Annotated in this window: 22 protein-coding genes and 3 tRNA genes; 5 read left to right on the top strand and 20 right to left on the bottom strand. The window is 33.3% G+C overall.

All coding sequences use genetic code 11. The features are described 5' to 3' along the window. Window positions 1-106: 106 nt before the first annotated feature. From HMPREF3249_RS03155 to yfmF, 8 genes are all read right to left on the bottom strand, one after another. The gene (locus tag HMPREF3249_RS03155; protein ID WP_003027878.1) at window positions 107-724 is read right to left on the bottom strand and encodes a LysM peptidoglycan-binding domain-containing protein; all 618 of its coding nucleotides are present in this window, start codon (window positions 722-724) and stop codon (window positions 107-109) included. A 156-nt stretch (window positions 725-880) separates the two neighbouring features. Next, window positions 881-1,675: an energy-coupling factor transporter transmembrane component T family protein gene (locus HMPREF3249_RS03150; protein WP_059221666.1), complete on the bottom strand. Its 795-nt coding sequence runs from the start codon at window positions 1,673-1,675 to the stop codon at window positions 881-883. Beyond that, window positions 1,668-2,507: an energy-coupling factor transporter ATPase gene (locus HMPREF3249_RS03145; RefSeq protein ID WP_070867483.1), complete on the bottom strand. Its 840-nt coding sequence runs from the start codon at window positions 2,505-2,507 to the stop codon at window positions 1,668-1,670. Before HMPREF3249_RS03145 ends, HMPREF3249_RS03150 begins: the two co-directional genes overlap by 8 nt. Continuing rightward, entirely contained in the window at window positions 2,492-3,319 is an 828-nt protein-coding gene (locus HMPREF3249_RS03140; protein WP_059221668.1) for an energy-coupling factor ABC transporter ATP-binding protein, read from the bottom strand. Before HMPREF3249_RS03140 ends, HMPREF3249_RS03145 begins: the two co-directional genes overlap by 16 nt. Window position 3,320: 1 nt before the next feature. Next, entirely contained in the window at window positions 3,321-3,860 is a 540-nt protein-coding gene (gene pgsA, locus HMPREF3249_RS03135) for a CDP-diacylglycerol--glycerol-3-phosphate 3-phosphatidyltransferase (protein WP_003027883.1), read from the bottom strand. Window positions 3,861-3,870: 10 nt separating this feature from the next. Next, on the bottom strand, window positions 3,871-4,692 hold the full coding sequence (rodZ, locus tag HMPREF3249_RS03130; protein ID WP_049533455.1) for a cytoskeleton protein RodZ: 822 nt from the start codon (window positions 4,690-4,692) through the stop codon (window positions 3,871-3,873). Between the two features lie 58 nt (window positions 4,693-4,750). Then, window positions 4,751-6,046 carry an EF-P 5-aminopentanol modification-associated protein YfmH gene (gene yfmH, locus HMPREF3249_RS03125; protein WP_049533456.1) on the bottom strand — a complete coding sequence of 432 codons (1,296 nt, stop codon included), beginning with the start codon at window positions 6,044-6,046 and terminating at the stop codon, window positions 4,751-4,753. Beyond that, complete coding sequence (gene yfmF, locus HMPREF3249_RS03120; RefSeq protein ID WP_059221669.1) at window positions 6,046-7,293, bottom strand: EF-P 5-aminopentanol modification-associated protein YfmF; 1,248 nt, start codon at window positions 7,291-7,293, stop codon at window positions 6,046-6,048. The genes yfmH and yfmF overlap by 1 nt, the downstream gene beginning before the upstream one ends. Before the next feature lie 175 nt (window positions 7,294-7,468). On the opposite strand from yfmF, the gene yaaA reads away from it, so the two are divergent. Next, window positions 7,469-7,846, top strand: coding sequence for a S4 domain-containing protein YaaA (yaaA, locus tag HMPREF3249_RS03115; protein ID WP_003031580.1), 378 nt, complete (start codon window positions 7,469-7,471; stop codon window positions 7,844-7,846). Between the two features lies 1 nt (window position 7,847). Further along, window positions 7,848-8,945, top strand: coding sequence for a DNA replication/repair protein RecF (gene recF / locus HMPREF3249_RS03110; RefSeq protein WP_003027889.1), 1,098 nt, complete (start codon window positions 7,848-7,850; stop codon window positions 8,943-8,945). Window positions 8,946-9,033: 88 nt separating this feature from the next. Here recF and guaB read toward each other — a convergent pair whose 3' ends face one another. From guaB to HMPREF3249_RS03085, 5 genes are all read right to left on the bottom strand, one after another. Next, window positions 9,034-10,515: an IMP dehydrogenase gene (gene guaB / locus HMPREF3249_RS03105; RefSeq protein ID WP_003030719.1), complete on the bottom strand. Its 1,482-nt coding sequence runs from the start codon at window positions 10,513-10,515 to the stop codon at window positions 9,034-9,036. A gap of 131 nt (window positions 10,516-10,646) precedes the next feature. Next, window positions 10,647-11,672, bottom strand: a complete 1,026-nt coding sequence (gene trpS, locus HMPREF3249_RS03100; protein WP_059221671.1) for a tryptophan--tRNA ligase — start codon at window positions 11,670-11,672, stop codon at window positions 10,647-10,649. 81 nt (window positions 11,673-11,753) lie between these two features. Continuing rightward, window positions 11,754-12,749 carry a UDP-glucose 4-epimerase GalE gene (galE, locus tag HMPREF3249_RS03095; protein WP_065426971.1) on the bottom strand — a complete coding sequence of 332 codons (996 nt, stop codon included), beginning with the start codon at window positions 12,747-12,749 and terminating at the stop codon, window positions 11,754-11,756. A gap of 20 nt (window positions 12,750-12,769) precedes the next feature. Then, window positions 12,770-13,459 (bottom strand): triose-phosphate isomerase, encoded by a 690-nt coding sequence (locus HMPREF3249_RS03090; RefSeq protein ID WP_003027894.1) that lies wholly within the window; start codon window positions 13,457-13,459, stop codon window positions 12,770-12,772. Window positions 13,460-13,480: 21 nt separating this feature from the next. Next, on the bottom strand, window positions 13,481-14,020 hold the full coding sequence (locus HMPREF3249_RS03085; RefSeq protein ID WP_003027895.1) for an NAD(P)H-dependent oxidoreductase: 540 nt from the start codon (window positions 14,018-14,020) through the stop codon (window positions 13,481-13,483). Between the two features lie 162 nt (window positions 14,021-14,182). On the opposite strand from HMPREF3249_RS03085, the gene HMPREF3249_RS03080 reads away from it, so the two are divergent. Together HMPREF3249_RS03080 and HMPREF3249_RS03075 are read left to right on the top strand one after the other, a co-directional pair. Then, window positions 14,183-15,805 (top strand): ATP-binding cassette domain-containing protein, encoded by a 1,623-nt coding sequence (locus HMPREF3249_RS03080; RefSeq protein WP_049533459.1) that lies wholly within the window; start codon window positions 14,183-14,185, stop codon window positions 15,803-15,805. 66 nt (window positions 15,806-15,871) lie between these two features. Next, window positions 15,872-18,448 carry a YfhO family protein gene (locus HMPREF3249_RS03075; protein ID WP_003040707.1) on the top strand — a complete coding sequence of 859 codons (2,577 nt, stop codon included), beginning with the start codon at window positions 15,872-15,874 and terminating at the stop codon, window positions 18,446-18,448. An 87-nt stretch (window positions 18,449-18,535) separates the two neighbouring features. On the opposite strand, the gene HMPREF3249_RS03070 is transcribed toward HMPREF3249_RS03075, so the two are convergent. The 7 genes from HMPREF3249_RS03070 to rlmH form a co-directional block, all read right to left on the bottom strand. Next, window positions 18,536-18,609 (bottom strand) — tRNA-Asn (locus HMPREF3249_RS03070). A gap of 5 nt (window positions 18,610-18,614) precedes the next feature. Then, a tRNA-Glu gene (locus HMPREF3249_RS03065) sits at window positions 18,615-18,686 on the bottom strand. A gap of 109 nt (window positions 18,687-18,795) precedes the next feature. Next, complete coding sequence (gene comE / locus HMPREF3249_RS03060; protein ID WP_059221673.1) at window positions 18,796-19,545, bottom strand: competence system response regulator transcription factor ComE; 750 nt, start codon at window positions 19,543-19,545, stop codon at window positions 18,796-18,798. Continuing rightward, on the bottom strand, window positions 19,545-20,867 hold the full coding sequence (locus HMPREF3249_RS03055; RefSeq protein WP_218969867.1) for a sensor histidine kinase: 1,323 nt from the start codon (window positions 20,865-20,867) through the stop codon (window positions 19,545-19,547). The genes comE and HMPREF3249_RS03055 overlap by 1 nt, the downstream gene beginning before the upstream one ends. A gap of 20 nt (window positions 20,868-20,887) precedes the next feature. Continuing rightward, complete coding sequence (locus tag HMPREF3249_RS09170; protein WP_003029519.1) at window positions 20,888-21,034, bottom strand: bacteriocin; 147 nt, start codon at window positions 21,032-21,034, stop codon at window positions 20,888-20,890. 165 nt (window positions 21,035-21,199) lie between these two features. Next, window positions 21,200-21,273 (bottom strand) — tRNA-Arg (locus tag HMPREF3249_RS03050). 42 nt (window positions 21,274-21,315) lie between these two features. Beyond that, the gene (rlmH, locus tag HMPREF3249_RS03045; RefSeq protein WP_049533214.1) at window positions 21,316-21,795 is read right to left on the bottom strand and encodes a 23S rRNA (pseudouridine(1915)-N(3))-methyltransferase RlmH; all 480 of its coding nucleotides are present in this window, start codon (window positions 21,793-21,795) and stop codon (window positions 21,316-21,318) included. 192 nt (window positions 21,796-21,987) lie between these two features. On the opposite strand from rlmH, the gene HMPREF3249_RS03040 reads away from it, so the two are divergent. After that, on the top strand, window positions 21,988-23,178 hold the full coding sequence (locus HMPREF3249_RS03040; RefSeq protein WP_003029517.1) for a serine protease HtrA: 1,191 nt from the start codon (window positions 21,988-21,990) through the stop codon (window positions 23,176-23,178). Window positions 23,179-23,197: the final 19 nt, after the last annotated feature.

Raw genomic sequence — 23,197 nt, 5'->3', positions numbered from 1 at the left:
AAAACAAACAACTATGTTTGCTGAGCCAATCACTCATAGAAAAAGACGAATCATCTTTTACTCAATGATTCGTCTTTTTGTTTACTCATTTATCATAAAATTTTGCTTAATAGTTCCAAGCTGAAAGACCTTGAGCATTATAAGCACGGTAAGCAGATTGAATCTGATCATCTACTGTTGCTGTTGACCCCCAACCTGGCATTGTTTGGAAAAGACCACTAGCTCCTGATGGGTTATAAGCATTTACTTGTCCGTTTGACTCACGAGCAATGATATGTTCCCAAGTTGATGCTGGGACACCTGTCAATTCTGCCATACGAGCAGCTGCATAAGATCCCGTAGCACCAGCAGTATTTCCATTAGGAAGAACAACATTTGAAGAAGTGTTTGCAGCCGGTTGCGAATAGGTAGTGGAAGCAGCAGGTGCGTTATATGTCACATCTTCATAAGTTACAGCTTCTTCTGTTGTAGTTTCTGTTGAAACTTCTGAATTTTTCTCTTCATCAAGTTCTAAAATTTGCCCAACTTTAATCAAGTCAGGATTTTCAATTTTATTGAGCTCAACAATTTTTTCAACTGATGTGTTTTTTTCTTTAGCGATTTCTGATAAAGTGTCACCTGATTTAACAGTATAAGATTCAGCACTTGCAATAGCTCCCGTTGCAAAAAAAGCAACTGCCGTAAAAAGTCCTGATAAAGTCCATTTCATTGATTTTGTATTCATGTATATATCAATTTCTCCTTTTTTCGTATAATACTATATTACACATAAAATATTACTTTAATCTTATAATTGTATTACAAAGATTACAGAAATATTGATTTTATACGCAAAAAACGCCCTTCAAGGCGTTTTTTAGCTAACAATAATATAAGTTTTTTAACTTTTTAAGAAAAATAACATCAAACCTAAAGCAAACATAATAAAAATAGAAAGGGTATCTGCTTTTTTCCACCTCAATTGACGATAACGACTTCTTCCTACACCACCTTGATAACCTCTCGCTTCCATAGCAGTTGCCAAAGCATCCGCACGTTTAAAGCTAGAAGCAAATAACGGAATTAAAATCGGAATAATTGATTTTACTTTTTGAACAATATTTCCTTCACCAAAATCAACCCCACGCGCCCTTTGAGCATTCATAATCCGTGTCGTATCATCCATCAAAGTAGGAACGAAACGTAAACTCATTGATAACATCAACCCTATTTCATGAACGGGTACCTTTAATGCTACTAAAGGCTGCAATAATGATTCAACTGCGTCTGCCAAACTAAGTGGCATTGTTGTTAAAGTCAATAAGGTAGAGAATATAATAATTAAAAGAAAACGACTAAAAATGATACCCGCTTGAGCCAGACCTACTTCAGTAATTCTAATAAAGCCAAATTGAAATAAAGTCGTGCCATCAGATGTAAAAAGTAGTTGAAACAAAGTAGTAAAAGCAATCAAAAAGACCATAGATCTTAATCCTTTAAGGAAAAAGCCTAAAGGAATCTTGGAAAGTCCAACTAATACTATTGTAAAGACGAATAGTAGTCCATTGGTTACAATATTATTTGCCAAAAAAATAATTAAAATAAAGAAAAACATTGACAAAAGTTTACTGCGAGGATCTAATCGATGAATGATTGAATTTCCAGAAACATATCGCCCCAAAATCATACTATCCATGTAGTAACTCCTTAAATTCTTCTATGGTGATAGGTAAATACAGAAGAGTTAACCCTCTATTTTTTAATTCTTGTACAAATTTTGTAATTTTGGGGACTCCTAGTTGAATACTTTCCATAAATGCTACATCTTGAAAAACTTGCCGAGGCTCTCCGCTTTTGACTAATCTTCCTTTTTCCATCACATAAACCGTATCTGCAAAATTAGCGACATCATCCATCAAATGCGTTACCAAAACAATGGTCATTCCTGCTTCATGTAATCGTTTAAATAAACTCATCAATTCTTTTCGTCCAGCAGGATCTAAGCCTGCTGTTGGCTCATCCAATACAAGAATATCTGGCTCCATGGCTAGGATACCAGCTATGGCTACTCGACGCATTTGTCCCCCAGACAGTTCAAACGGGCTTCGTTCAAATAATTCTTCTGAAATTCCGACAAGAGTTAATTTTTCACGTGCTACACGTTCAGCGTCTTCCTTTGATATTCCAAAATTTTGTGGACCAAAAGCAACATCTTTTAAAACGGTCTCATCAAAAATCTGACTTTCAGCAAACTGAAAAACCAATCCTACTTTTCTACGTACTTGTTTAATATCTTTGTTTACAGATGTGGAAGTAATTTTGACATCATCAATCACAACACTTCCTTCAGTCGGGACTAAAAGCCCATTCAGCAATTGTAAAATAGTTGATTTCCCACTACCTGTATGACCAACCAAAGCAGTATATGAGCCATCTTTTATTTCTAAATTGACTTCAAAAAGGGCAGGACCCTCAAAGGGAGTGCCTGCTTGATAAGTATAACTTACATTTTCTAAAGTGATTCCCATAAATAATCCTGCAATTCTTTTTCTGTTAAATAGCGCTCTGGCAATTGAAAGCCTGAATTCAGCAAAGTTTCCTTTACTTGATTTGTAAAAGGTTCATCTAAACCTAAATCTTCTAAATCCACTCGTGAGAAAAGCTCACTTGGTGTGCTGGTTGATTCCACCTGACCTTCCTTCATCACCAAAACTCGGTCACTAAGAGCCACCTCATCCAAATCATGCGTGATAGAAATAACAGTCATTCCATGTCGATCTTTAATCTTTTTAACTGTCTGGATCAACTCTAAACGCCCTTCCGGATCCAACATACTAGTTGCTTCATCTAAAATAATGATGTCAGGACGCAAAGCAACCACACCAGCAATAGCCACGCGCTGCTTTTGCCCACCTGAAAGTCTTGCAGGTTCACGCTCTTTAAAATCTTGCATTCCAACAATGTCTAATGCTTCTTGAACTCTGTCAAACATCGTTTGGTAATCCATCCCTTGATTTTCCAAACCAAAGGCAACATCATCCTCAACAGTCGCCCCCACAAATTGATTATCTGGATTTTGAAAAACCATCCCAATATGCTGGCGCTTTTCCCATACATTTTCAAGAGTTAATTTATCTCCATCAATGATAATCTCGCCACTTTCTGCCTCCAACAAGCCATCTATTAAACGAATCGTCGTAGACTTGCCACTGCCATTATGCCCCACAATAGACAGCCACTCTCCTTGTTTCACGTGAAACGTCACATCCTTGAGAATATAATCATCTACATGATGATCGTATTTATACTTTAAATGCTGAACTTCAATGATATTTTTCATATTATCTAAATGTATCTTTAAAAAGATAGGCACTTCCTTTGAAGTAGTCATAACCCGAATAAATCGTAAAAATCAATGCAATATATAGCAAAACTTGTCCTAGCAGTGTCCAGTGCAATAACAGAAAAATAATGGAAAACATCTGCGTAAATGTTTTTATTTTCCCTGGCATAGCAGCAGCTAAGACTGTCCCTCCAGTTTCAACCAACAATAGCCGCAAACCTGTCACAGCTAACTCACGACAGATGATAACTGCAACAACCCAAGCAGGTGCTATATTCATTTCAATCAACATAATAAAAGCTGACATGACCAATAACTTATCTGCCATCGGATCAGCAAATTTCCCAAAATTTGTTACAACCTTCCATTTACGAGCCAAATATCCATCCAAATAATCTGTAATGCTGGCTACTGCAAAAATAATCGCTGCAAAGACATGCATTCCAACAGAGTGACCCAAGGATAGTACTAAAATAAAAATTGGAATTAAAGCAATCCGCAAAAGAGTTAAAGCATTGGGAATATTTTCTTTTTTCATTTTCTTTTCCTTAATTGTTTATTATAAGTGTAATTGTACCTGTCAAACTTGTCAAGCCTGACGTATCAATCTGTTGATTATCAATTGTAATGGTCACACCTTGAACCACACCAAGAGTAATTGTTGAGGTAGTGCCTGGTGAAATAGTGGTTGACACACTTTGATTCTCAGGACTTAATATTGCCCCACCTTCTAAGTCTGTACCTGTAACACTTACCCAACTAGTTGCATCAGTAACTGATAGTTTTAAATTGACAGAGCTTGTTGCACCTGTTAAGGTTGCTGTCAAGTTGTTACCATTTCCTGATACAGTCAAATTTGTATTTGAACTGCCAGAAGATTCACTAGAAGTTGCCTCACTAGTCGAACTAGAAGAAGTAGTTGTCTGTTTGTTTACAACACTATAACTTGATGAAGGAGTGGTTGTTAATGAGTTATGGTGAACGTACGTCCAAACATAATAACTAACAAAAGATAAAATAGCTAATGCAAGAATCGTCAGATAAAATAATGGTAAAAAAGAAGTTCGTTGTTTTTTTGTTCTTCGACTTCTAAAATTCTCTTCCTCATCAACATCCACTTCATCATAAGTAATCATGTTTCCTTCTTCATAAGCATCAAGAATAATTCGCTCATCTAAATCAACAGCCCAAGCATATTTTCTTAGAAAAGAACGAGCATAGAAAGGACTGGGAAGACGATCAAAATCATCAGCTTCCATAGCTTCCAGTAGCTCTAACTGAATATCTGTTTTCTTTTGTAAATCTTCCAAGCTCATTCCTTGATTAATACGAGCTAACCTCAGGACTTCACCGATTGTTTTCTTTCTCATACACACTAGCCTTCTTTCTATTAAACACTATTTTACCAAATTTCATCAAAACATGAAATTATTTTGGAAAAATAGTAAAATCAATCATTTCACAAGAATCAATAAAATGATGTCCTATTTCAATCACATCAACTAAACTAATTGTCTGTAATATTTTTGGTAAATCAAATAGATTATCCCCTTCTGAAAAGGTTTCGTATTGAGTGGCAATATATTCTAATGAGTTCAGTCCATGTAAAAAATCACCAAACATTTCACTTTTTATAATATCAAGATGCTCTTCTGTTACATCAGGGTCTTTTTCAAAATCACGAATCGCAGAACGAAATTGGTGAGACAGAGCAACTGGCTCACTAGTATCCATTGTTAACATCACAAAGTGAAAATCTTTTTCTACTTCAACTTCTAACGATAATGAGTTGTCTATTTTTCCAGCCTCATAAAGCGTTTGAAATCTTTTAGATGTCCAACCAAACATCATTGCAAATAGCAGTTTTAAAGCAGTCTTATAACGAAATAAATCAGCTCCCACTAGTGATTGACTCCCACGTAATCCGATTGCAAGTTTAGAACTTGCCACTTCCATTCGAACACTCCCAGTAGAAATAACAGGATTTAACGCAAGGGGAAAACGTCTAATCAAACTTTCTTCATCAATCCCCTTCAAAGATTCGTGTTGTTCCTGAATAACAGCAATGGTCTTTTCTAAGTCAAAATTACCAATCAGCAGTAAACTCATATTAGATGGATGGTAAAAGGTTTCAAAGTTTTCATCCAAATCCTCAACAGTTATTTCTGCAATTGATTCAACGCTTCCTGCAATATCTTCTGCCAATGGAGTGTCTGGATAAAGATTTGCTAAAGTGTGAAAAAACAGGCAATAATCTGGATTGTCTTTGTACATATCAATTTCTTGCTGGATAATTCCCTGTTCACGTTGAACAGATTCTTCTGTGAAATAAGCATTTTCTAGTAAACTTTGCAACAATCTCACATTTTCTAAAACATTGTCCGTCGCCGAAAAAAGATAACTGGTCTTAGTAAAACTTGTAAAGGCATTGCTCTCAGCACCTAATTCAACAAATTGTTGTAAAAGATCTTGACCATTTTCATCCTCAAATAATTTATGTTCCAAAAAATGTGCAACTCCTGCAGGGTATTGAACAGCTTGATTAGAACCACGCGGAATAAAAGAAGTATCAATTGAGCCAAAATTTGCTGTCATAATCCCATAAGTTTCATTGAAATCTCGTTTGGGTAAAAGAAATACTTTTAGACCATTTCGTAAAGTAGTCTGATAAACTGCTTCTCCAACTGCTGGATAATCCTTCCTCTCCATTTTTAAAATTTGCATTATTTTCCTTCCATAAAATAAATCGCTTGTAGCCTGAGTTGTGTTGCAGCAACAATGATATCTTCTCGGCTGACTGCTTCTAAAGCATTTAGCCAAACAGCAATTGGCATAAATGTTTTCTGCAAAACAGATGCCATATAAGCTTGTTCTATCAACGTATTTTGCCTATCTAAAGAAAGGAGCATCGTATTTCGTAGCATTTTTTTGGTCTGATTTAACGCCTCATCAGTAAAATGTCCTTTTTTTAAATCTGCAATTTGTCGATAAATTAAACTCACTGTTTTTGTTCGATTTTTCCTATCAATTCCAGCATAAATACGCATCATACCCGAAAAAATATCAATACTACTTGAAATTGTATAAGCTAGACCCTCTTTTTCCCGAACATTAACAAATAATTTTGAATGAGCAAAGCCACCTAAAAGTCCGTTCAATACAATAAGAGGGATATGAGTCTTATCACCATATTGAGCAGAAAAATGATATCCTAATTCAACAATAGATTGATAAGCATCTTTTCGCTCCAATGATTCTTTTAAAACATTCGAAAATTCTTGATGATAATGCAGTTGCAAACTAAGTTGACGCGGCTGTAAACCAAAGGTTTTAATATGTTCACAGACTTCAATCTCATTAAAATCACCCATAAAAAAGATGTCAATTTTATCATTTTGAAGCATTTTTTGAAAAATAGCAAAACTACTTTCTGGTGTTTCCTTGTCAACTAAGTCTGGCGTAGCTAAACGAGGAGTTTGTATTTCCTTTTCTGTATAAAATAATTTATTCAGCTCTTGATGCGCGTGATAAAAATGATCTTCAATTTCAGCTTTTAAATCATTGAGTACATTCTTTTTTTCAATTTCAAAAACAGCCTGATTAAAAGCTCCTTCATTCGCTAAAGGTTTTAACAAGCTATCCTTTAAAAAATCAAGTATCTCTCCTGTTAGTGTATTTTTTCGACTTAAAAATGCATCGCTAACAAAAGAGATATTTAAATCCACGTAATGTATTAGTCCTCTGCGTGATAATCCCGTTGAAAAGTTGGCACCATAAAGAGTTGCTAATCGTTCACGAAAAATCTGCGAAGTTGGATAGATTTCATTAGCTGTTTCAAACATACTTGCAACCAGCACGCGCCCCGCTATCGTATCCGTAGACATCGGAGCTGAAAACCTCATTTTTATTCGATTCGTTTTAAATTTTTTGGATGTTATAAAATGGAGATCTACTCCAGAAACCAGCTCCATAGTGTCCCTCATGTTCTTTTAATATTGACTTCTATTATATCACGAAACGACTCCTAATTTCTCCTTCAAGCTTTATTCTTTCAACTTAAAACGTTTTCTTAATGGTGTGATTGTGATAATTCTAATATCATCTTTTCATCTAATTATGATATAATGACAAAGATCGAGGTGAATTATGAAATATAAATTATTTGATGACTACATCACCCTACAAGCTTTATTAAAAGAAGTCGGAATCATTCAAAGTGGTGGTGCTATTAAAAGTTTTCTTCAAGAAAATCAAGTTTATTTTAATGGAGAGCTCGAAACTCGCCGCGGAAAGAAAATTCGCATTGGCGATACTATTACTCTCCCAAATCAAAAATTAGAAATACTGCTGACTGCACCAAATGAAGAGGAAAGGGGGGAGCATGAAAAAGAGCTTTTAGAAAAAAGACGAGTTGCCACCCTTGTAAAAGAAATGAACAAAAATATCAAAAAAAGTAAATCGACAACAAGTCTGAGAACCAATAAATCGGATAAAAAGGCTCCTATCCGCTTCCCAGGTATTTAATATGTGGTTAAAAAAGTTACAAATTCAACATTTTCGTAATTATGAAGCAACTGAAATAGATTTTCATTCTGGTCTCAATATTTTTCTAGGCCAAAATGCTCAAGGAAAAACAAATATCTTGGAAGCCATCTATTTTCTTGCATTGACACGAAGTCATCGAACTCGTTCAGACAAAGATTTAATTTATTTCTCCAAAGACACCCTAAAAATATCTGGACAACTTGTCAAGCAAACGGGGAAAATCTCTTTAGAGATTGACTTGACACCTAAAGGAAGAATTACAAAGGTTAATCATCTAAAACAAAGCAAACTATCTGATTATGTTGGAAATATGAATGTTATTTTATTTGCTCCAGAAGATTTACAGTTGATTAAAGGAGCTCCAGCCCTTAGACGAAAATTTATTGATATAGAATTGGGGCAAATTAAGCCAATCTATTTATCTGATTTATCACATTACCACCATGTTTTAAAACAAAGAAATACTTATTTAAAAACAGCAAAAACAATAGATGAGACTTTTTTAGCAGTTTTAGATGATCAACTAGTGGAATTTGGTTGTCGTGTTATGCAGCATCGGATAGAATTTCTCAAAAAATTAGAGCACTTTGGTCAACAAAAACATTTGGAACTCTCAAGTCATTTAGAAAACTTAACCATTAAGTACTGCTCTTCTGTTCCACTTTCAGATTCCAATAAGTTAAAAGAATCCTTCCAAATTGCATTAAAGCAAAGCCGTAGTAGAGATTTATTTAAAAAAAATACTGGAGTTGGTCCCCATCGAGATGATATTGCTTTTTGTATCAATGACATGAATGCCAATTTTGGTAGTCAAGGACAACATCGAAGTGTGGTTTTATCTCTCAAACTGGCAGAAATTGAGCTCATGGAAACTGTTACTAAAGAAAAACCAATTCTTCTACTTGACGATGTTATGAGTGAACTTGACAATAGTCGTCAACTTAATTTACTTGAAACTATTTCTCAAAATATCCAAACATTTATGACAACAACAACTCTAGAACATCTACAAAACGTGCCTTCTAATATTAAAATTTTCTCAATTCATGAAGGACATTTAACTGAAGATAAGGTGTAAACTAGATATTAACACGCTTTACACGTTTGTAAAGTGTGTTAATTATAAAAGCTCTGCATTATCTACTGCAGAGCTTTTATAATAAATCTCATTGTACAGAATAGTTTGGAGCTTCATTCGTAATTTGAACATCATGAGGGTGGCTTTCTTTCAAACCAGCTCCACTCATTTCAATAAATTGAGCTTTGTCATGTAGTTCTTGGAGATTGGCTGCTCCACAATATCCCATACCAGAACGAACTCCTCCAATCATTTGGAAAACGATATCTGCTGCTGCACCTTTATAAGCTACACGACCTTCAATTCCTTCTGGAACTAGCTTGTTCGCCTCATTGACAGAACCCTGGAAATAACGATCGCTGGACCCTTTCTTCATAGCAGCAATCGAACCCATTCCTCGATAAGTTTTAAACTTACGACCCTGGAAAATTTCCGTTTCACCTGGCGCCTCATCTGTACCAGCAAACATTGAACCGAGCATGACCGCATTTCCTCCCGCAGCCAGTGCCTTCACAATATCTCCTGAATACTGAATACCTCCGTCTGCAATAATTGTTTTCCCGTATTCACGCGCAACTTGTGCAGCATCATAAATTGCCGTCACTTGAGGTACACCAACTCCAGCAATGACACGAGTGGTACAAATTGAACCTGGACCGATTCCGACTTTCACAACATCAACTCCAGCATCGTATAACGCACGTGCACCTTCTGCAGTAGCAATATTTCCTGCAATCAACGTTCGTTCTGGAAAATGTTCACGAATCTCAGCAATCTTCCGAAGTACTCCCGCTGAATGTCCATGTGCTGTATCAATGACAATAGCATCTGCACCTGCTTCAAATAAAGCTTCTGCACGCTCAAATGTATCAGAAGTAACTCCTACTGCACCAGCAACCAAAAGACGACCATATTCATCTTTAGCTGCATTTGGAAATTCAATTACTTTTTCAATATCTTTAATTGTAATCAGACCAGATAAACGACCGTAGTCATCAACCAATGGTAATTTTTCAATGCGATGCTCATGAAGTATCCGCTCTGCCGTTTCAAGATCTGTTCCAACAGGAGCTGTCACAAGATTTTTACTCGTCATATGCGCTGAGATAGGTTGATTATAATCCGTAATAAATCGCATATCACGATTTGTAATAATCCCAACTAATTTGCGATTTTCAAGCGTTTCAACAACAGGAACACCACTGATACGATAACGTTCCATCAATTCTTCTGCATCTGATACCGTATGAGTTGGAGTCAAGAAGAATGGATCAATGATAACTCCATTTTCTGATCGTTTAACTTTCCGAATTTCATCCGCTTGTTGCTCAATAGACATATTTTTGTGAATAACACCAAGACCTCCAGCACGAGCAATAGCAATGGCCATTTTACTTTCTGTAACAGTATCCATTGCTGCGGTGATAATTGGAATATTGAGTGTCAAATTTTCAGCCAATTTTGTTTGTAAATTCGCATCATTTGGCAAAACATGACTCTCTGCAGGAATGAGTAATACATCATCAAAAGTAAAACCTTTTTTCAAAAATTTAGTGTCCCAGTTAGACATCCACAAATTCCTCTTTTCTTTATTGATTGAGCACAGCTCGTATTTATTGTTAATATGATACCATTCTATCTGTATTTGTCAATCACTATTATCTAAAAAACCATCACTTTTGGTGATAGTTTTGCTCATTTTTATTTAAAATAGTTAATCCCCATAGCAGATTTTACCTCAGAAAGGGTCTGACTAGCTACTTGACGTGCTTTTTCGCTACCTTTTTGTAGCATAGTGTAAACTGCTCCCATATCTTTTGAAAATTCAACACGACGTTCACGAATTGGTCCTAACTCACGCTCTAAAATTTCCAATAAATAGCGTTTTGTTTTCACATCTCCCAGTCCACCTCGTTGATAGTGTTCCTTCATTGCTGTAATTTCTTGCGCATCTTCTGGACGACCAAACACATCTAAATAATGAAAAACCATATTGCCTTCAATTTTACCAGGATCTTCAATCTTGATATGGTCAGGATCAGTATACATGCTCATCACTTTCTTTTGTAAAGTATCCATATCATCAGATAAATAGATGCCATTATTTAAAGATTTAGACATTTTTGCATTCCCGTCAAGCCCCGGCAAACGTCCTGCTGCTTCATTTTGAGGATAAATGCCCTCAGGCTCTACCAAGACATCACAATTATAAGTATGGTTAAAAGAACGTACAATTTCACGAGTTTGTTCAATCATTGGTTTCTGATCATTTCCTACTGGAACATAATTCGCTTTAAAAGCAGTAATATCTGCTGCTTGTGCAATTGGATAAACTAAAAAACCAGTTGGAATACTTTCACCGAATCCTTTTTGAGCAATTTCTGACTTGACAGTTGGGTTACGTTCCAAACGCGCTAATGACACCAAATTCATATAATACATTGACAACTCTGACAACTCAGGAATTTGACTTTGAATAAAAATAGTTGTCTTTTCAGGATCTAATCCAGCAGCTAAATAGTCTAATGCTACATTTCCAATTGACTCTACAATTGTCTTAGGATCCTTAGCATGATCTGTCAAGGCTTGCTGATCAGCTAAAAATACAAATAATTCATATTTTCCTTCATCTTGTAATAAAACACGATTTCGCAAACTTCCTACATAATGACCAATATGTAATTTTCCTGTTGGACGATCTCCTGTTAAAATAATAGGTTTTGACATCACATTCTCCTTGAATTTTCTTGATAATATTATACCATTTTCAAGAAAAATGTGTAGAAACTATTTCTACACTTCTTAAAATTATTTGACAATTGAATTACCAGCTTTCACACGCCATTTATAATCAGATAATATAATATCTTTCAAAGAATAAGTTGCTTGCCAATTTAAAAATTCTTTTGCTTTAGAAGCATTTGCTAACACACTTGCTGGATCACCAGAACGACGTGCCACAATTTTATGAGGAATTTTTTGCTGTAAAATTTGCTCTGCAGTATTGTAAATTTCCTTGACAGTATAACCTTGTTCTGTTCCTAAATTGAAAATCTGTGAAGTTGACGAATCTGTAAACAAATAGTCAAATCCCTTTACATGTGCCTGCGCTAAATCTAAAACATGAATATAATCACGAATGCATGATCCATCTCGCGTTTCATAATCATCGCCATAAATTTTTAAAGCATCATTTTGTCCAAGAGCCGTTTTATTAATATTAGGGATAATATGTGTCGGATTTTTAACCCTCAAACCATTTGAAGTATCCATAGCAGCACCAGCAACATTAAAATAACGAAAAATGACATATTTCCAACTATAGCGGTTGGCCATCCAATAAATCATGCGTTCTCCCATCAGTTTTGTCTCTGCATAAGGATTTACTGGATTTAATAGCGTATCTTCATTTGCAGGTTTATCCATACAATTATTGCCATAAACTGAAGCTGTAGAAGAAAATATAATTTTATCAATTCCTACTTCTGATAATACTTTTAACACACGATTCATACCAGCTACATTTGCTGCAAAATATTTACTAGGATTTTCAATACTTTCACTAACAACGATTTCCCCTGCACAGTGCAATACAGCATCAATTTTATGAGATTGTAAATAATCTTTTAATGCCAGCTCATCATAAACATCCAGTTCTTTAAAGTGCGCTCTTACATCCACCGCATCCCTGACACCTGATGCTAGATTATCCAAAACATGCACATCATAATCAGCATCTAAAAGTGCCTTTACAGTATGAGAGCCAATATATCCAGCTCCACCTGTTACTAAAATTGATTTCATTTTTTCTTCTCCTTGTCTTTCTACATCAATACAAGAGTATCTTTTAGTAAGTATTGGTAGGTTTCAACCAAACTTTCAATTCTATCTCCAATAAGAATCCCATCAAATCCAATATTTAAAATCTGTTCAATATCTTCACAGTTTACACCACCACCAAAAATCAACTGATATGTAAACCCAAACTTTACACTTAAATTATCCAAATAATCTTTTAAATCTTGAAAACTTTCTTCAACATCTATAAAGGAATAATCTTTTTTTCCTTTTAATGTTGCACTCAATATTTCGTAAGCTACAATAATATGTTTATCCTGAAGATCTAGATCATCTAAATATGTTGCGCATTCAAAAATAGGATTTTCATGATTTCCTACACAAATAATAGGAATAATATCTTTCTGTAAAGCATTGTCAATCTTTGAGCGAATCATTCTTGTTGTTTCATTTAAATACTTTTGCCTTTCTAAATGACCTACAAAAGCATAATTTATATTATAATGTTTTAAATGTTGAGGCGATAAATCACCTACATTTCTTCCTTTAATTGACAAATTTTGAACTGCAATGTCAAAATGATATACATTATAATCCGGTATGATAGGAGCAATAATCAATTGATGTTGCTTGCTTATTGGTTGATTGAACTTCTCTAACAATTCTAATTGTTGCTTGATTGACATCTGATTTTTAAAATTAAAAACAACTAACACTTTACGCCCCCTTTACACTATTTACAACTCTTTTAAAAAATAATCTTCTATTGTCTGTTTATAAAATTTAAATTGAGGATTTTTCACAACATTATGAAAAGATAGTGTTTTTCTTTTCTTTAAACCACAAAATTCCATGGTCTTATGGAATGAAATCAAAACATCATCTACATTTTTTCCATCAAAAAATGCAGCCGGATTATTAAAAACTTCTTCTGGTGCATTCCAAGTTGTGGATAAGATATATTCTTTATTTTTCATTAAACCACCTTGTCCATAAGTATCTGCAAATGAATAAAATTGACCATATTCAAAGACTTCATCCATATATAATTTCAACTTCCCAGGTACATTAAACCAATAAATAGGAAATTGAAAAATAATCAAATCTGCCCACAAAAACTTATTTCTCTCGTCTATTACATTATAGTTCTCAACTGACGATAATTGCACATCATGATTGTGACGTAATTTATCCAACATAATATTATACAAACTAAAATTTAATTCTCCTTTACAAAAATCATGTTTTTGATAACCATTTACCAATAAAATTTTCATTTTCTCCTCCTAAAAATATTCTAAATTCATTATAAATTTTTGAAATTTCTCTTACTTATCAATATTCTAAAATGTCATATTTTATCCCCGAATCATTTGAAAAAAGTCAAATTTTCTAGTAAAATGAAACTAATTACAGATTACAGAATTAGGAGAAAATTATTGCTTACAGTATCAGATGTCTCACTACGCTTTAGTGATCGAAAATTATTTGATGATGTGAATATCAAATTTACAAAAGGAAATACTTATGGTTTAATTGGTGCTAATGGTGCAGGAAAATCAACTTTTTTAAAAATCCTAGCTGGAGATATCGAACCAACGACTGGAAATATCTCACTCGGACCAGACGAACGTCTCTCAGTCCTTCGGCAAAATCACTTTAATTATGAAGAAGAACGAGTGATTGATGTAGTTATCATGGGAAATGAGCATCTTTATAACATTATGAAAGAAAAAGATGCCATTTACATGAAACCTGATTTTTCTGATAAAGACGGTATCCGAGCAGCTGAATTAGAAGGTGAATTTGCTGAGTTAGGTGGTTGGGAGGCTGAAAGTGAAGCCTCTCAACTCCTCCAGAACTTGAATATCCCAGAAAATCTTCACTATCAAAATATGAGTGAATTATCCAATGGAGATAAAGTAAAAGTACTCCTTGCAAAAGCTCTATTTGGTCAACCAGATGTTCTGCTGCTAGACGAACCGACCAACGGTCTTGACATTCAATCTATCTCTTGGTTAGAAGATTTTTTGGTTGATTTTGAAAATACCGTTATCGTTGTATCCCACGACCGTCACTTCCTCAATAAAATATGTACACACATGGCTGATTTGGACTTCGGTAAAATCAAACTCTATGTTGGTAACTATGATTTCTGGAAAGAATCTAGTGAGTTAGCTGCTAAACTCTTAGCAGATCGTAATGCTAAAGCTGAAGAAAAAATCAAGCAACTGCAAGAATTTGTTGCTCGCTTCTCTGCTAATGCTTCAAAATCTAAGCAAGCAACTTCTCGTAAAAAAATGCTTGACAAAATTGAACTGGAAGAAATTGTCCCATCAAGCCGTAAATATCCATTTATTAACTTCAAAGCCGAACGCGAAATCGGAAATGACCTCTTGACAGTCGAAAACCTTTCTGTCAAGATTGACGGCGAAGTCATCCTTGACAGTATCAGCTTTATCTTGCGTCCGGGTGACAAGACAGCCTTGATTGGACAAAATGACATTCAAACAACCGCTTTGATTCGAGCTATTATGGGAGATATTGACTATGAAGGAACTGTCAAGTGGGGTATTACAACTAGTCAATCTTATTTACCAAAAGACAATAGCAAAGATTTTGCCAGCGGTGAATCTATTCTTGACTGGCTCCGTCAATTTGCAAGTAAAGAAGAAGATGACAACACCTTCCTTCGAGGATTTCTAGGTCGCATGCTTTTCTCTGGTGATGAGGTTAACAAGTCTGTCAACGTCTTGTCAGGTGGTGAAAAGGTTCGTGTCATGCTGTCAAAGCTCATGTTGCTCAAATCAAACGTTTTAGTACTAGATGATCCAACCAATCACTTAGACTTAGAATCTATTTCTAGCCTAAATGACGGTCTGAAAAACTTTAAAGAATCTATTATTTTTGCTAGCCACGATCATGAATTTATCCAGACACTTGCTAATCACATTATTGTTCTTTCTAAAAATGGTGTCATTGATCGTATTGACGAAACCTATGATGAATTTTTAGAAAATCAAGAAGTACAAGAAAAAGTCAATAGTCTTTGGAAAGATTAAACTTTTCAAAAAATAGGAGCTGATGAAAGATTCAGTTCCTTAAATTTTAGTATTTTACGATAGCTTATGAAAAAAATCAAAAAACTCTTCAAAAATTATTATTTGATAGCCTTTTTTATTCCATTTTTGATTCTGTTTATAACTTACCTTATAAATGGAATCTATTGGAAAAGTGACACTTCTCCGCTATTAGGAGACGGATTTCATCAATATGTCATTTTCGATGTTACTTTAAGAAATATTTTGCATGGTTCAGACAGTATTTTTTACACGTTTACAAGTGGACTTGGATTAAATTTTTATGCTTTATCTAGCTATTATCTTGGAAGTTTTTTATCACCTTTAGTTTACTTTTTCAATTTAAAAAATATGCCAGATGCAGTATATTTATTTACTCTGATAAAGTTTGGTTTGATGGGATTGACTTGTTTCATCAGTATTAAAGGTATCTTTAAAAAAATTTCTCCTTATCTTATATTAATACTGTCAACTTCCTACGCTCTAATGAGTTTTGCAGTTAGTCAACTTGAAATAAAAACTTGGCTAGATGTCTTCATTATTATTCCACTTATTTTACTTGGTTTACACCAGTTGATTACTCAAAAAAGACGTGTTCTTTACTTTACAGCTTTGTCAATTCTTTTTATTCAAAATTATTATTTTGGTTATATGATGGCGATCTTTCTTGTATTGTGGTTCTTTGTTCAAACTTCATGGGATTTTAAAATTAGGATTAAATCTTTCATAGACTTTACAGTTGTGTCAATTTCAGCTGGGATAACTAGTCTCATTATGATTCTACCAACTTTTCTAGATTTAAAAACGCATGGTGAGAAATTAACAAAAGTAACAACCTTACTGACTGAAAAAAGTTGGTATTTGGATATCTTTGCCAAAAACTTTATTGGAGCTTTTGACACAACTAAATATGGATCTATTCCGATGATTTATGTTGGGCTTGTTCCATTATTACTAGCAATTCTCTTCTTCACTTTAAAGTCTATTAAGTTTCACGTGAAACTTTCCTATGTTATTTTAATTATATTCTTAGTAGCTAGTTTTTACTTACAGCCTTTGGATCTGCTTTGGCAAGGTATGCACACGCCAAATATGTTCCTACATCGTTACTCTTGGACTTTTTCTATTGTCATTATTTTCTTAGCTGCTGAAAGCTTGGAGCGTCTAAAAGAGATTAAATTGACAAACATTCTAGCCAGTTTTTCTATCTTAGGACTTGGTTTTATTGCTGCTTTTATTTTTAAGAATCATTACAAATTTTTAGGTTCTGTTAATTTCATCTTAACATTAGAGTTTTTGATTGCTTATCTTTTAATTTCTTGGACTTATACAAAAAAATATATTTCTGTTAAAATATTTACTATTTCTACTTTATTATTTGTTTGCTTTGAACTAAGTTTAAATAGTTTTTATCAAATGGAAGGAATTGCAAAAGAATGGGTCTTTGCAAGTAGAAATGCTTATGAACAAGATTTAACAGCTATTGATTTACTCGTCAACTACAGTAAAAAGAAAAATTCCAATTTCTTTAGAACTGAAAAATTAGCTATTCAAACTGGAAATGACAGTATGAAATACAATTATAATGGTATCTCTCAATTTTCTTCTGTTCGCAATACCGCAGCTAGTTCTATTCTTGATAAATTAGGTTTTAAATCATCTGGAACTAATTTAAACTTACGTTATCAAAACAATAGTATCATTATGGATAGCTTATTGGGTGTAAAATATAATATTTCAACAAACAATCCTCAAAAATATGGTTTTACTTCCATTAAAACGAAAGATAATTTAACACTTTATGAAAATAAAAATGCTAATTCACTAGCATTTTTAACAAATTCAATTTACAGAGATGTAAAGTTTAATCACTTAACATTAGATAATCAAACTCGTTTTCTCAATCAGCTTTCTGGATTAAATTTAAAATATTATCACAGATTATCTCCTACAAGTAATCATAATGTTAAGCAGGTTGGAAATAGAATAGCAGCAGAAGTAGATAAAGAAAATCATGATTCCTTTGCTAGTGTAACTTACACTTTAGAAGTTCCAACAAATAGTCAAGTTTATTTAACTCTGCCAAACTTAACTTTCTCAAATGACAACCAAAAATCAGTTGACATAACTGTAAATAATAATCAAAAAATGCATTATGGTACCAACAATGTCTTTCCATTTTTTAATCTTGGTTATTTTAAGCAAAAACAAACCATAACCGTTAAAATATCTTTCCCAGATAACTCAAAAGTTTCATTTGATAGTCCTGAATTTTATACGCTTAACACCAATCATTTTCAACAAGCGATAAACAAGATTCAACGACAAAAAGTATCCGTGACAACAAAACATAATACAATAACAGCACATTATCAAGCTCAACGAGATAGTTCTCTATTCTTCACACTTCCTTATGATAAAGGTTGGGCTGCAACACAAAACGGAAAACCAATTAAAATTTCAAGAGCACAAAATGGCTTTATGAAAATTGATGTCAAAAAAGGCGCAGGAAAAATAAAACTGACATTTATCCCAAATGGTCTTAAAGAAGGTAGTATAGCATGTTTATCTGGAATCTCCTTATTTATAATTTACAATAAGATACGTAAGAAAAAATTGTCATAGTTAAAAAGCCAAGCTGAACAATAAGACAGTTTGGCTTTTAGTATTCTTTAGTTATATAAAAAAGCATTCTTTATGAATGCTTAGTAGCTCCGGCAGTAGGACTCGAACCTACGACATCATGATTAACAGTCATGCGCTACTACCAACTGAGCTATGCCGGATGATATAGTCCGTACGGGATTCGAACCCGTGTTACCGCCGTGAAAAGGCGGTGTCTTAACCCCTTGACCAACGGACCATATATGTTCTTCCACAGAACATATACTATTATACCAGTTTGGAAAACTTTGTCAATAGTTTTTATTTAAAAATTTAACTATATTTGCTATTTCATTTGCCTATTCTATTTATCCTTTTAATTCCTCTAAAATAGCCTTTAACTTTCCAATTTTCATTCGAGTAATCGGACAACGATGATCTTCATAAAAAATTATTTCTCGCATTTTTTTGTCATAACCTTTGATGTTTCCAATATTGACTAGATAAGATTTATGAGGTAAAAAGAAACGTCTTGTTTCTTTATCTTTTTCTTGAATATCTGCAATAGTACCATAAAATTCTTTAAAAAAGTTTTTACCGACAATTCTTAATTTATGAGAAGAACCTGTCGTTTCAATATATAAAATGTCATTAAAAGGCATTCTAACCTCTCCGCCACGAAAGCTATATTCAAAATAATCCACCATATCTTTATTTTCAATCAATGTCGCTTTTGTATACTCAATGCTGTCTTTTATATGTTTTTTAAAAGCAACATCACTCAAATTTTTATCAACAAAATCCAGTGCAGATACCTTATATTTGAAGGTCATAGTGGCAAATTCTGATTTCGTTGTAACAAAAACAATAATAGCATACGGATTGTGATGACGTATAAATTTTGCTATTTCTAAACCTTTTGTTTCCTCTCCTTTGATATCAATATCTAAAAAATATAATTGATTCACCTCATCATTTTCAATATATTCTTTAAATTCTCTTACTTTGCCAGTTACTTTAACTTTTATCGTAATTCCCATTTCTTTCGCAATCTCTGCCAAAGTTGTTTCCATTCTTACTTGATGTGAAATTTCATCTTCTAATACTAATACTTTCATTATAAACCTTCTTTCCGCACTCTCATTACTTGTGTAAAATATTCATCCTCAATTTTAGTATCGAGGATAATTCCTTCATAGTTGTTAATAATTTCTTTGATATTGCTTAAGCCTAAACCGCGTCCTTCACCCTTTGTTGAAAAATCAGTTTGGTAAATCTCTTCTAAATCTAGCGGTCTTTTCTTACGTGAATTTTGAATGACTAAGATTGTTTCTGTATCTAAATCCACCAAAGAAACATTCATCGTTTTTTGATAACTTTCTGCTGATCCTTCTATGGCATTATTCAAAAGGACGCTTGTCATTCTAACCAGATCTAACAATTTAATCGGCAGGGGCTTGACAAAATCTTTTACTTCAAATGTTAATTCTATATTGTAATCTCGTGCCTTAAACAATGTTTGCGTCATAACACTTCTAAGTGCTGAATCTCCAACATTATTTAAATCAAAATACGTATATTTATCAGAACGAAGCTGTAAATTAGCATTTACGAGAACCTCCTGATAGATTCGCTCCACTTCTTTTATATTACCTGTATGAATAGCTGATTGAAAACTTGCCAACATCCCACCATAATCGTGACGAAAACCTCGAATTTCATTATACAGATTAACAATTTCATCTGTATATTTTTGTAATTGTAGTTGTTCTCGTTCTTTCTGTTTAATTTGTTCTTCTTTTTCATACTTTTCGCGAATAGATTGTAAGTAGAATAAAGTTGACATAAACATTAAAAAGCAAATTGTAGCAATCATACTAGAAAAACTATTTAAATTTTTCATATTACTAAGCCAATGCGACAAATTTAATAAAAAATGAATAAATAAGAGATAAAAGTTTAACTGCACAATATTCTCTTTAAAATCCGCCTTTTTAAAATATTTAAAATTAAACTTAAAATAATCAATTGCTTTTAAAATAAAAACTAAAGAAATGATATTGATAAAAATATAGAACAATCCCCAGTATCTATCAACAAACTTATCACCTGTAACAGAAGAAATAATGACTGAAAAGAAGGTTTCAGAACTTGACACAGCTAAAGATAAAAATAGTGCTAAAAATACAGAAAGATGTTTTTTAACTTTTTTTACTTTAAAAAAATATAAATAAAAAAATAATGGTTGAATAAAAAACATCATATATCTAATGGAATAATGTATTAAAGTAGTGAAATCAGTTAAAAATACAATTCCTAAACACAACAAAGTAAAGTGAATATTCACTTTATTCACTCTACTTATTTTCTTATAGCAGTATACAACAGAAACAGCTTCTATAATTGAGAAAATAATCCAATGTATAAATTCTATTTTCACAATATTATTCTCCTAAATAATTATTTACCAAAAAGTTTTGAAAAATCAAATCCCATTCTGATTCGACTATCCCCACCAATGATTTTATCTAACTGCTCATCATTCAGTTCTTTAAATTCTACAACTTCCTTTTTTACTACCTCTTTTTTAGCAAACAACTTTTTCATAATTTCTCCTTAATGTTTGTTTTTTGTAAGAAATCTTACAAGGTAATTATACAAAATCTTCATAAATAAATTGAAAAAAACTCTAAACGACACATTTTTACATCTCAAAAGACTTCTTTATCCAGTTATAGAAAAAGGCACGCTTTCCCGTGCCCTTTTCTTATATGATCCCAGCAGGATTCGAACCTGCGACCGTTCGCTTAGAAGGCGAATGCTCTATCCAGCTGAGCTATGAGACCAATGCTCTATCATTTTAACAAAAAAAGCCTATGACGTCAAGATTACTTATGATAGGGACTTCCTTGTTGAATCATAAATGCTCGATAAATTTGTTCTACTAAAACTAATCGCATTAACTGATGAGGAAGTGTCAATTTTCCAAAACTCATCAGCAAATTAGCTCTTTTTTTGACAGCAGTAGACAGACCAAGACTCCCACCAATCACAAAAGTAATATCCGAAAATCCACGAACAGTCACATCGCTTAATCTCTTACTGAATTCTTCTGACGGAAATTGTTGCCCTTCAATAGCTAAAGCAATCATAAATTCTTTATCAGTTATTTTCGATAAAATACGAGTTCCTTCTTTGTCAAGAATTTGTTGATTTTCTAAATGACTTGCCTTATCGGGTGTTTTTTCATCTGGAAGTTCAATCATATCAAATTTAGTAAAGCGTCCTAAACGTTTTACATACTCTGCTATTCCATCTTTAAGGTATTTTTCTTTTAATTTTCCAACAGTTACAAGTTTTATTTTCATATCTCTATTCTACCATATCCACAATTATTTCACACCTTATTCACAGGATAAAAAATAAATTACCTTATAAATGACTTAGAAAATCACAGATTTTAAAAGTTATCCACAATTTGTGGAAAAGATAAAACATTTAAGCTATAATTAAGTTAAATTCTTTATACTTTCAGTAATTGAAATAACTAGGAGGAAGATATGAAAAACTCTTCAAATTTCACAAAAAAATTGTTATTGCTTTTCATGGTCTTAGCTATAGGTTTTATTGGTGGTTTACTTGGAAACTTAACTTCATCTAAATTATCAACAAATAGCTCTACAACGACTAAAGTTAATCAAGTTACTACTGCTTATAAAAATACAAATTCCACAACACAAGCTGTGAGTAAAGTAAAAGATGCTGTTGTATCCGTTATTACCTATGCTAATAATAATTCACAAAACAGTGTGTTTGGAAATGATGATTCAAATAATAACAATGATAATTCTCAACAAGTAGCTAGCGAAGGATCTGGAGTTATTTATAAAAAAGATGGAAAATACGCTTACTTAGTAACCAATACCCACGTTATCAGTGGTGCTAAAAAAGTTGACATTCGTTTAGCAGATGGTAATAAAGTTCCTGGAGAAATTGTAGGGTCAGATACTTATTCTGATATCTCCGTTGTTCGCATCAGTGCTGATAAAGTAAAATCAGTTGCTGAATTTGGAGATTCTAGCAAATTGACTGTTGGTGAGACAGCTATTGCAATTGGAAGTCCACTTGGTTCAAATTATGCTAATACTGTGACTCAAGGAATTATTTCTAGTTTAAATCGTAATGTTTCTCTAAAATCTGAAGACGGACAAACGATTTCAACACAAGCTATTCAAACAGACACAGCTATCAACCCAGGGAACTCTGGTGGACCACTTGTGAATATCCAAGGGCAAGTAATTGGTATTACTTCAAGTAAAATAGCTAACAACGGCGGAACTTCGGTTGAAGGATTAGGATTTGCTATTCCATCTAATGATGTTATAAACATTATTAACCAGTTAGAAGCAAATGGAACTGTTACACGACCAGCTCTAGGAATCCAAATGATTGACATCACTAATCTGTCTAGTTCAGATCTATCACGTTTAAAACTCCCATCAAAAATAACTAGTGGAGTTGTCGTACGTTCAGCTCAATCTGGAATGCCAGCTGAAGGAAAACTTCAAAAATATGATGTGATTACAAAAGTAGATGATAAAGAAATTTCTTCAACAAGTGATTTACAATCCGCTTTATACAAACATTCAATTGGTGACAACATAAAAATCACTTTCTATCGTGATGGAAAAGAAACTACTACTACCATTAAGCTTACAAAATCTACAAAAGATTTAGATTCAAATAATTGACACTTTATTAACACATCTT

The sequence above is a fragment of the Streptococcus sp. HMSC36C04 genome, assembly GCF_001839535.1.
GTDB lineage: Bacteria > Bacillota > Bacilli > Lactobacillales > Streptococcaceae > Streptococcus > Streptococcus hominis.
Note: the sequence above shows the minus strand (reverse complement) of the source record. Positions and strands in the feature narration are given on the sequence as shown.

Excerpts from the sequence above, each read along its gene's own strand:
- HMPREF3249_RS03085 (WP_003027895.1), bottom strand. The coding sequence starts at position 14,020 with ATGAAAATTTTATTGGTAAATGGTTATCAAAAACATGATTTTTGTAAA.
- HMPREF3249_RS03140 (WP_059221668.1), bottom strand. The coding sequence starts at position 3,319 with ATGAAAAATATCATTGAAGTTCAGCATTTAAAGTATAAATACGATCAT.
- rodZ (WP_049533455.1), bottom strand. The coding sequence starts at position 4,692 with ATGAGAAAGAAAACAATCGGTGAAGTCCTGAGGTTAGCTCGTATTAAT.
- HMPREF3249_RS03150 (WP_059221666.1), bottom strand. The coding sequence starts at position 1,675 with ATGGATAGTATGATTTTGGGGCGATATGTTTCTGGAAATTCAATCATT.
- guaB (WP_003030719.1), bottom strand. The coding sequence starts at position 10,515 with ATGTCTAACTGGGACACTAAATTTTTGAAAAAAGGTTTTACTTTTGAT.
- rlmH (WP_049533214.1), bottom strand. The coding sequence starts at position 21,795 with ATGAAAATAAAACTTGTAACTGTTGGAAAATTAAAAGAAAAATACCTT.
- yfmH (WP_049533456.1), bottom strand. The coding sequence starts at position 6,046 with ATGCAAATTTTAAAAATGGAGAGGAAGGATTATCCAGCAGTTGGAGAA.
- HMPREF3249_RS09170 (WP_003029519.1), bottom strand. The coding sequence starts at position 21,034 with ATGAAAAAGTTGTTTGCTAAAAAAGAGGTAGTAAAAAAGGAAGTTGTA.
- trpS (WP_059221671.1), bottom strand. The coding sequence starts at position 11,672 with ATGTCAAAACCTATTATTTTAACAGGAGATCGTCCAACAGGAAAATTA.
- HMPREF3249_RS03155 (WP_003027878.1), bottom strand. The coding sequence starts at position 724 with ATGAATACAAAATCAATGAAATGGACTTTATCAGGACTTTTTACGGCA.
- HMPREF3249_RS03040 (WP_003029517.1), top strand. The coding sequence starts at position 21,988 with ATGAAAAACTCTTCAAATTTCACAAAAAAATTGTTATTGCTTTTCATG.
- yfmF (WP_059221669.1), bottom strand. The coding sequence starts at position 7,293 with ATGGAGCTGGTTTCTGGAGTAGATCTCCATTTTATAACATCCAAAAAA.
- HMPREF3249_RS03145 (WP_070867483.1), bottom strand. The coding sequence starts at position 2,507 with ATGGGAATCACTTTAGAAAATGTAAGTTATACTTATCAAGCAGGCACT.
- HMPREF3249_RS03075 (WP_003040707.1), top strand. The coding sequence starts at position 15,872 with ATGAAAAAAATCAAAAAACTCTTCAAAAATTATTATTTGATAGCCTTT.
- pgsA (WP_003027883.1), bottom strand. The coding sequence starts at position 3,860 with ATGAAAAAAGAAAATATTCCCAATGCTTTAACTCTTTTGCGGATTGCT.
- galE (WP_065426971.1), bottom strand. The coding sequence starts at position 12,749 with ATGAAATCAATTTTAGTAACAGGTGGAGCTGGATATATTGGCTCTCAT.
- recF (WP_003027889.1), top strand. The coding sequence starts at position 7,848 with ATGTGGTTAAAAAAGTTACAAATTCAACATTTTCGTAATTATGAAGCA.
- yaaA (WP_003031580.1), top strand. The coding sequence starts at position 7,469 with ATGAAATATAAATTATTTGATGACTACATCACCCTACAAGCTTTATTA.
- comE (WP_059221673.1), bottom strand. The coding sequence starts at position 19,545 with ATGAAAGTATTAGTATTAGAAGATGAAATTTCACATCAAGTAAGAATG.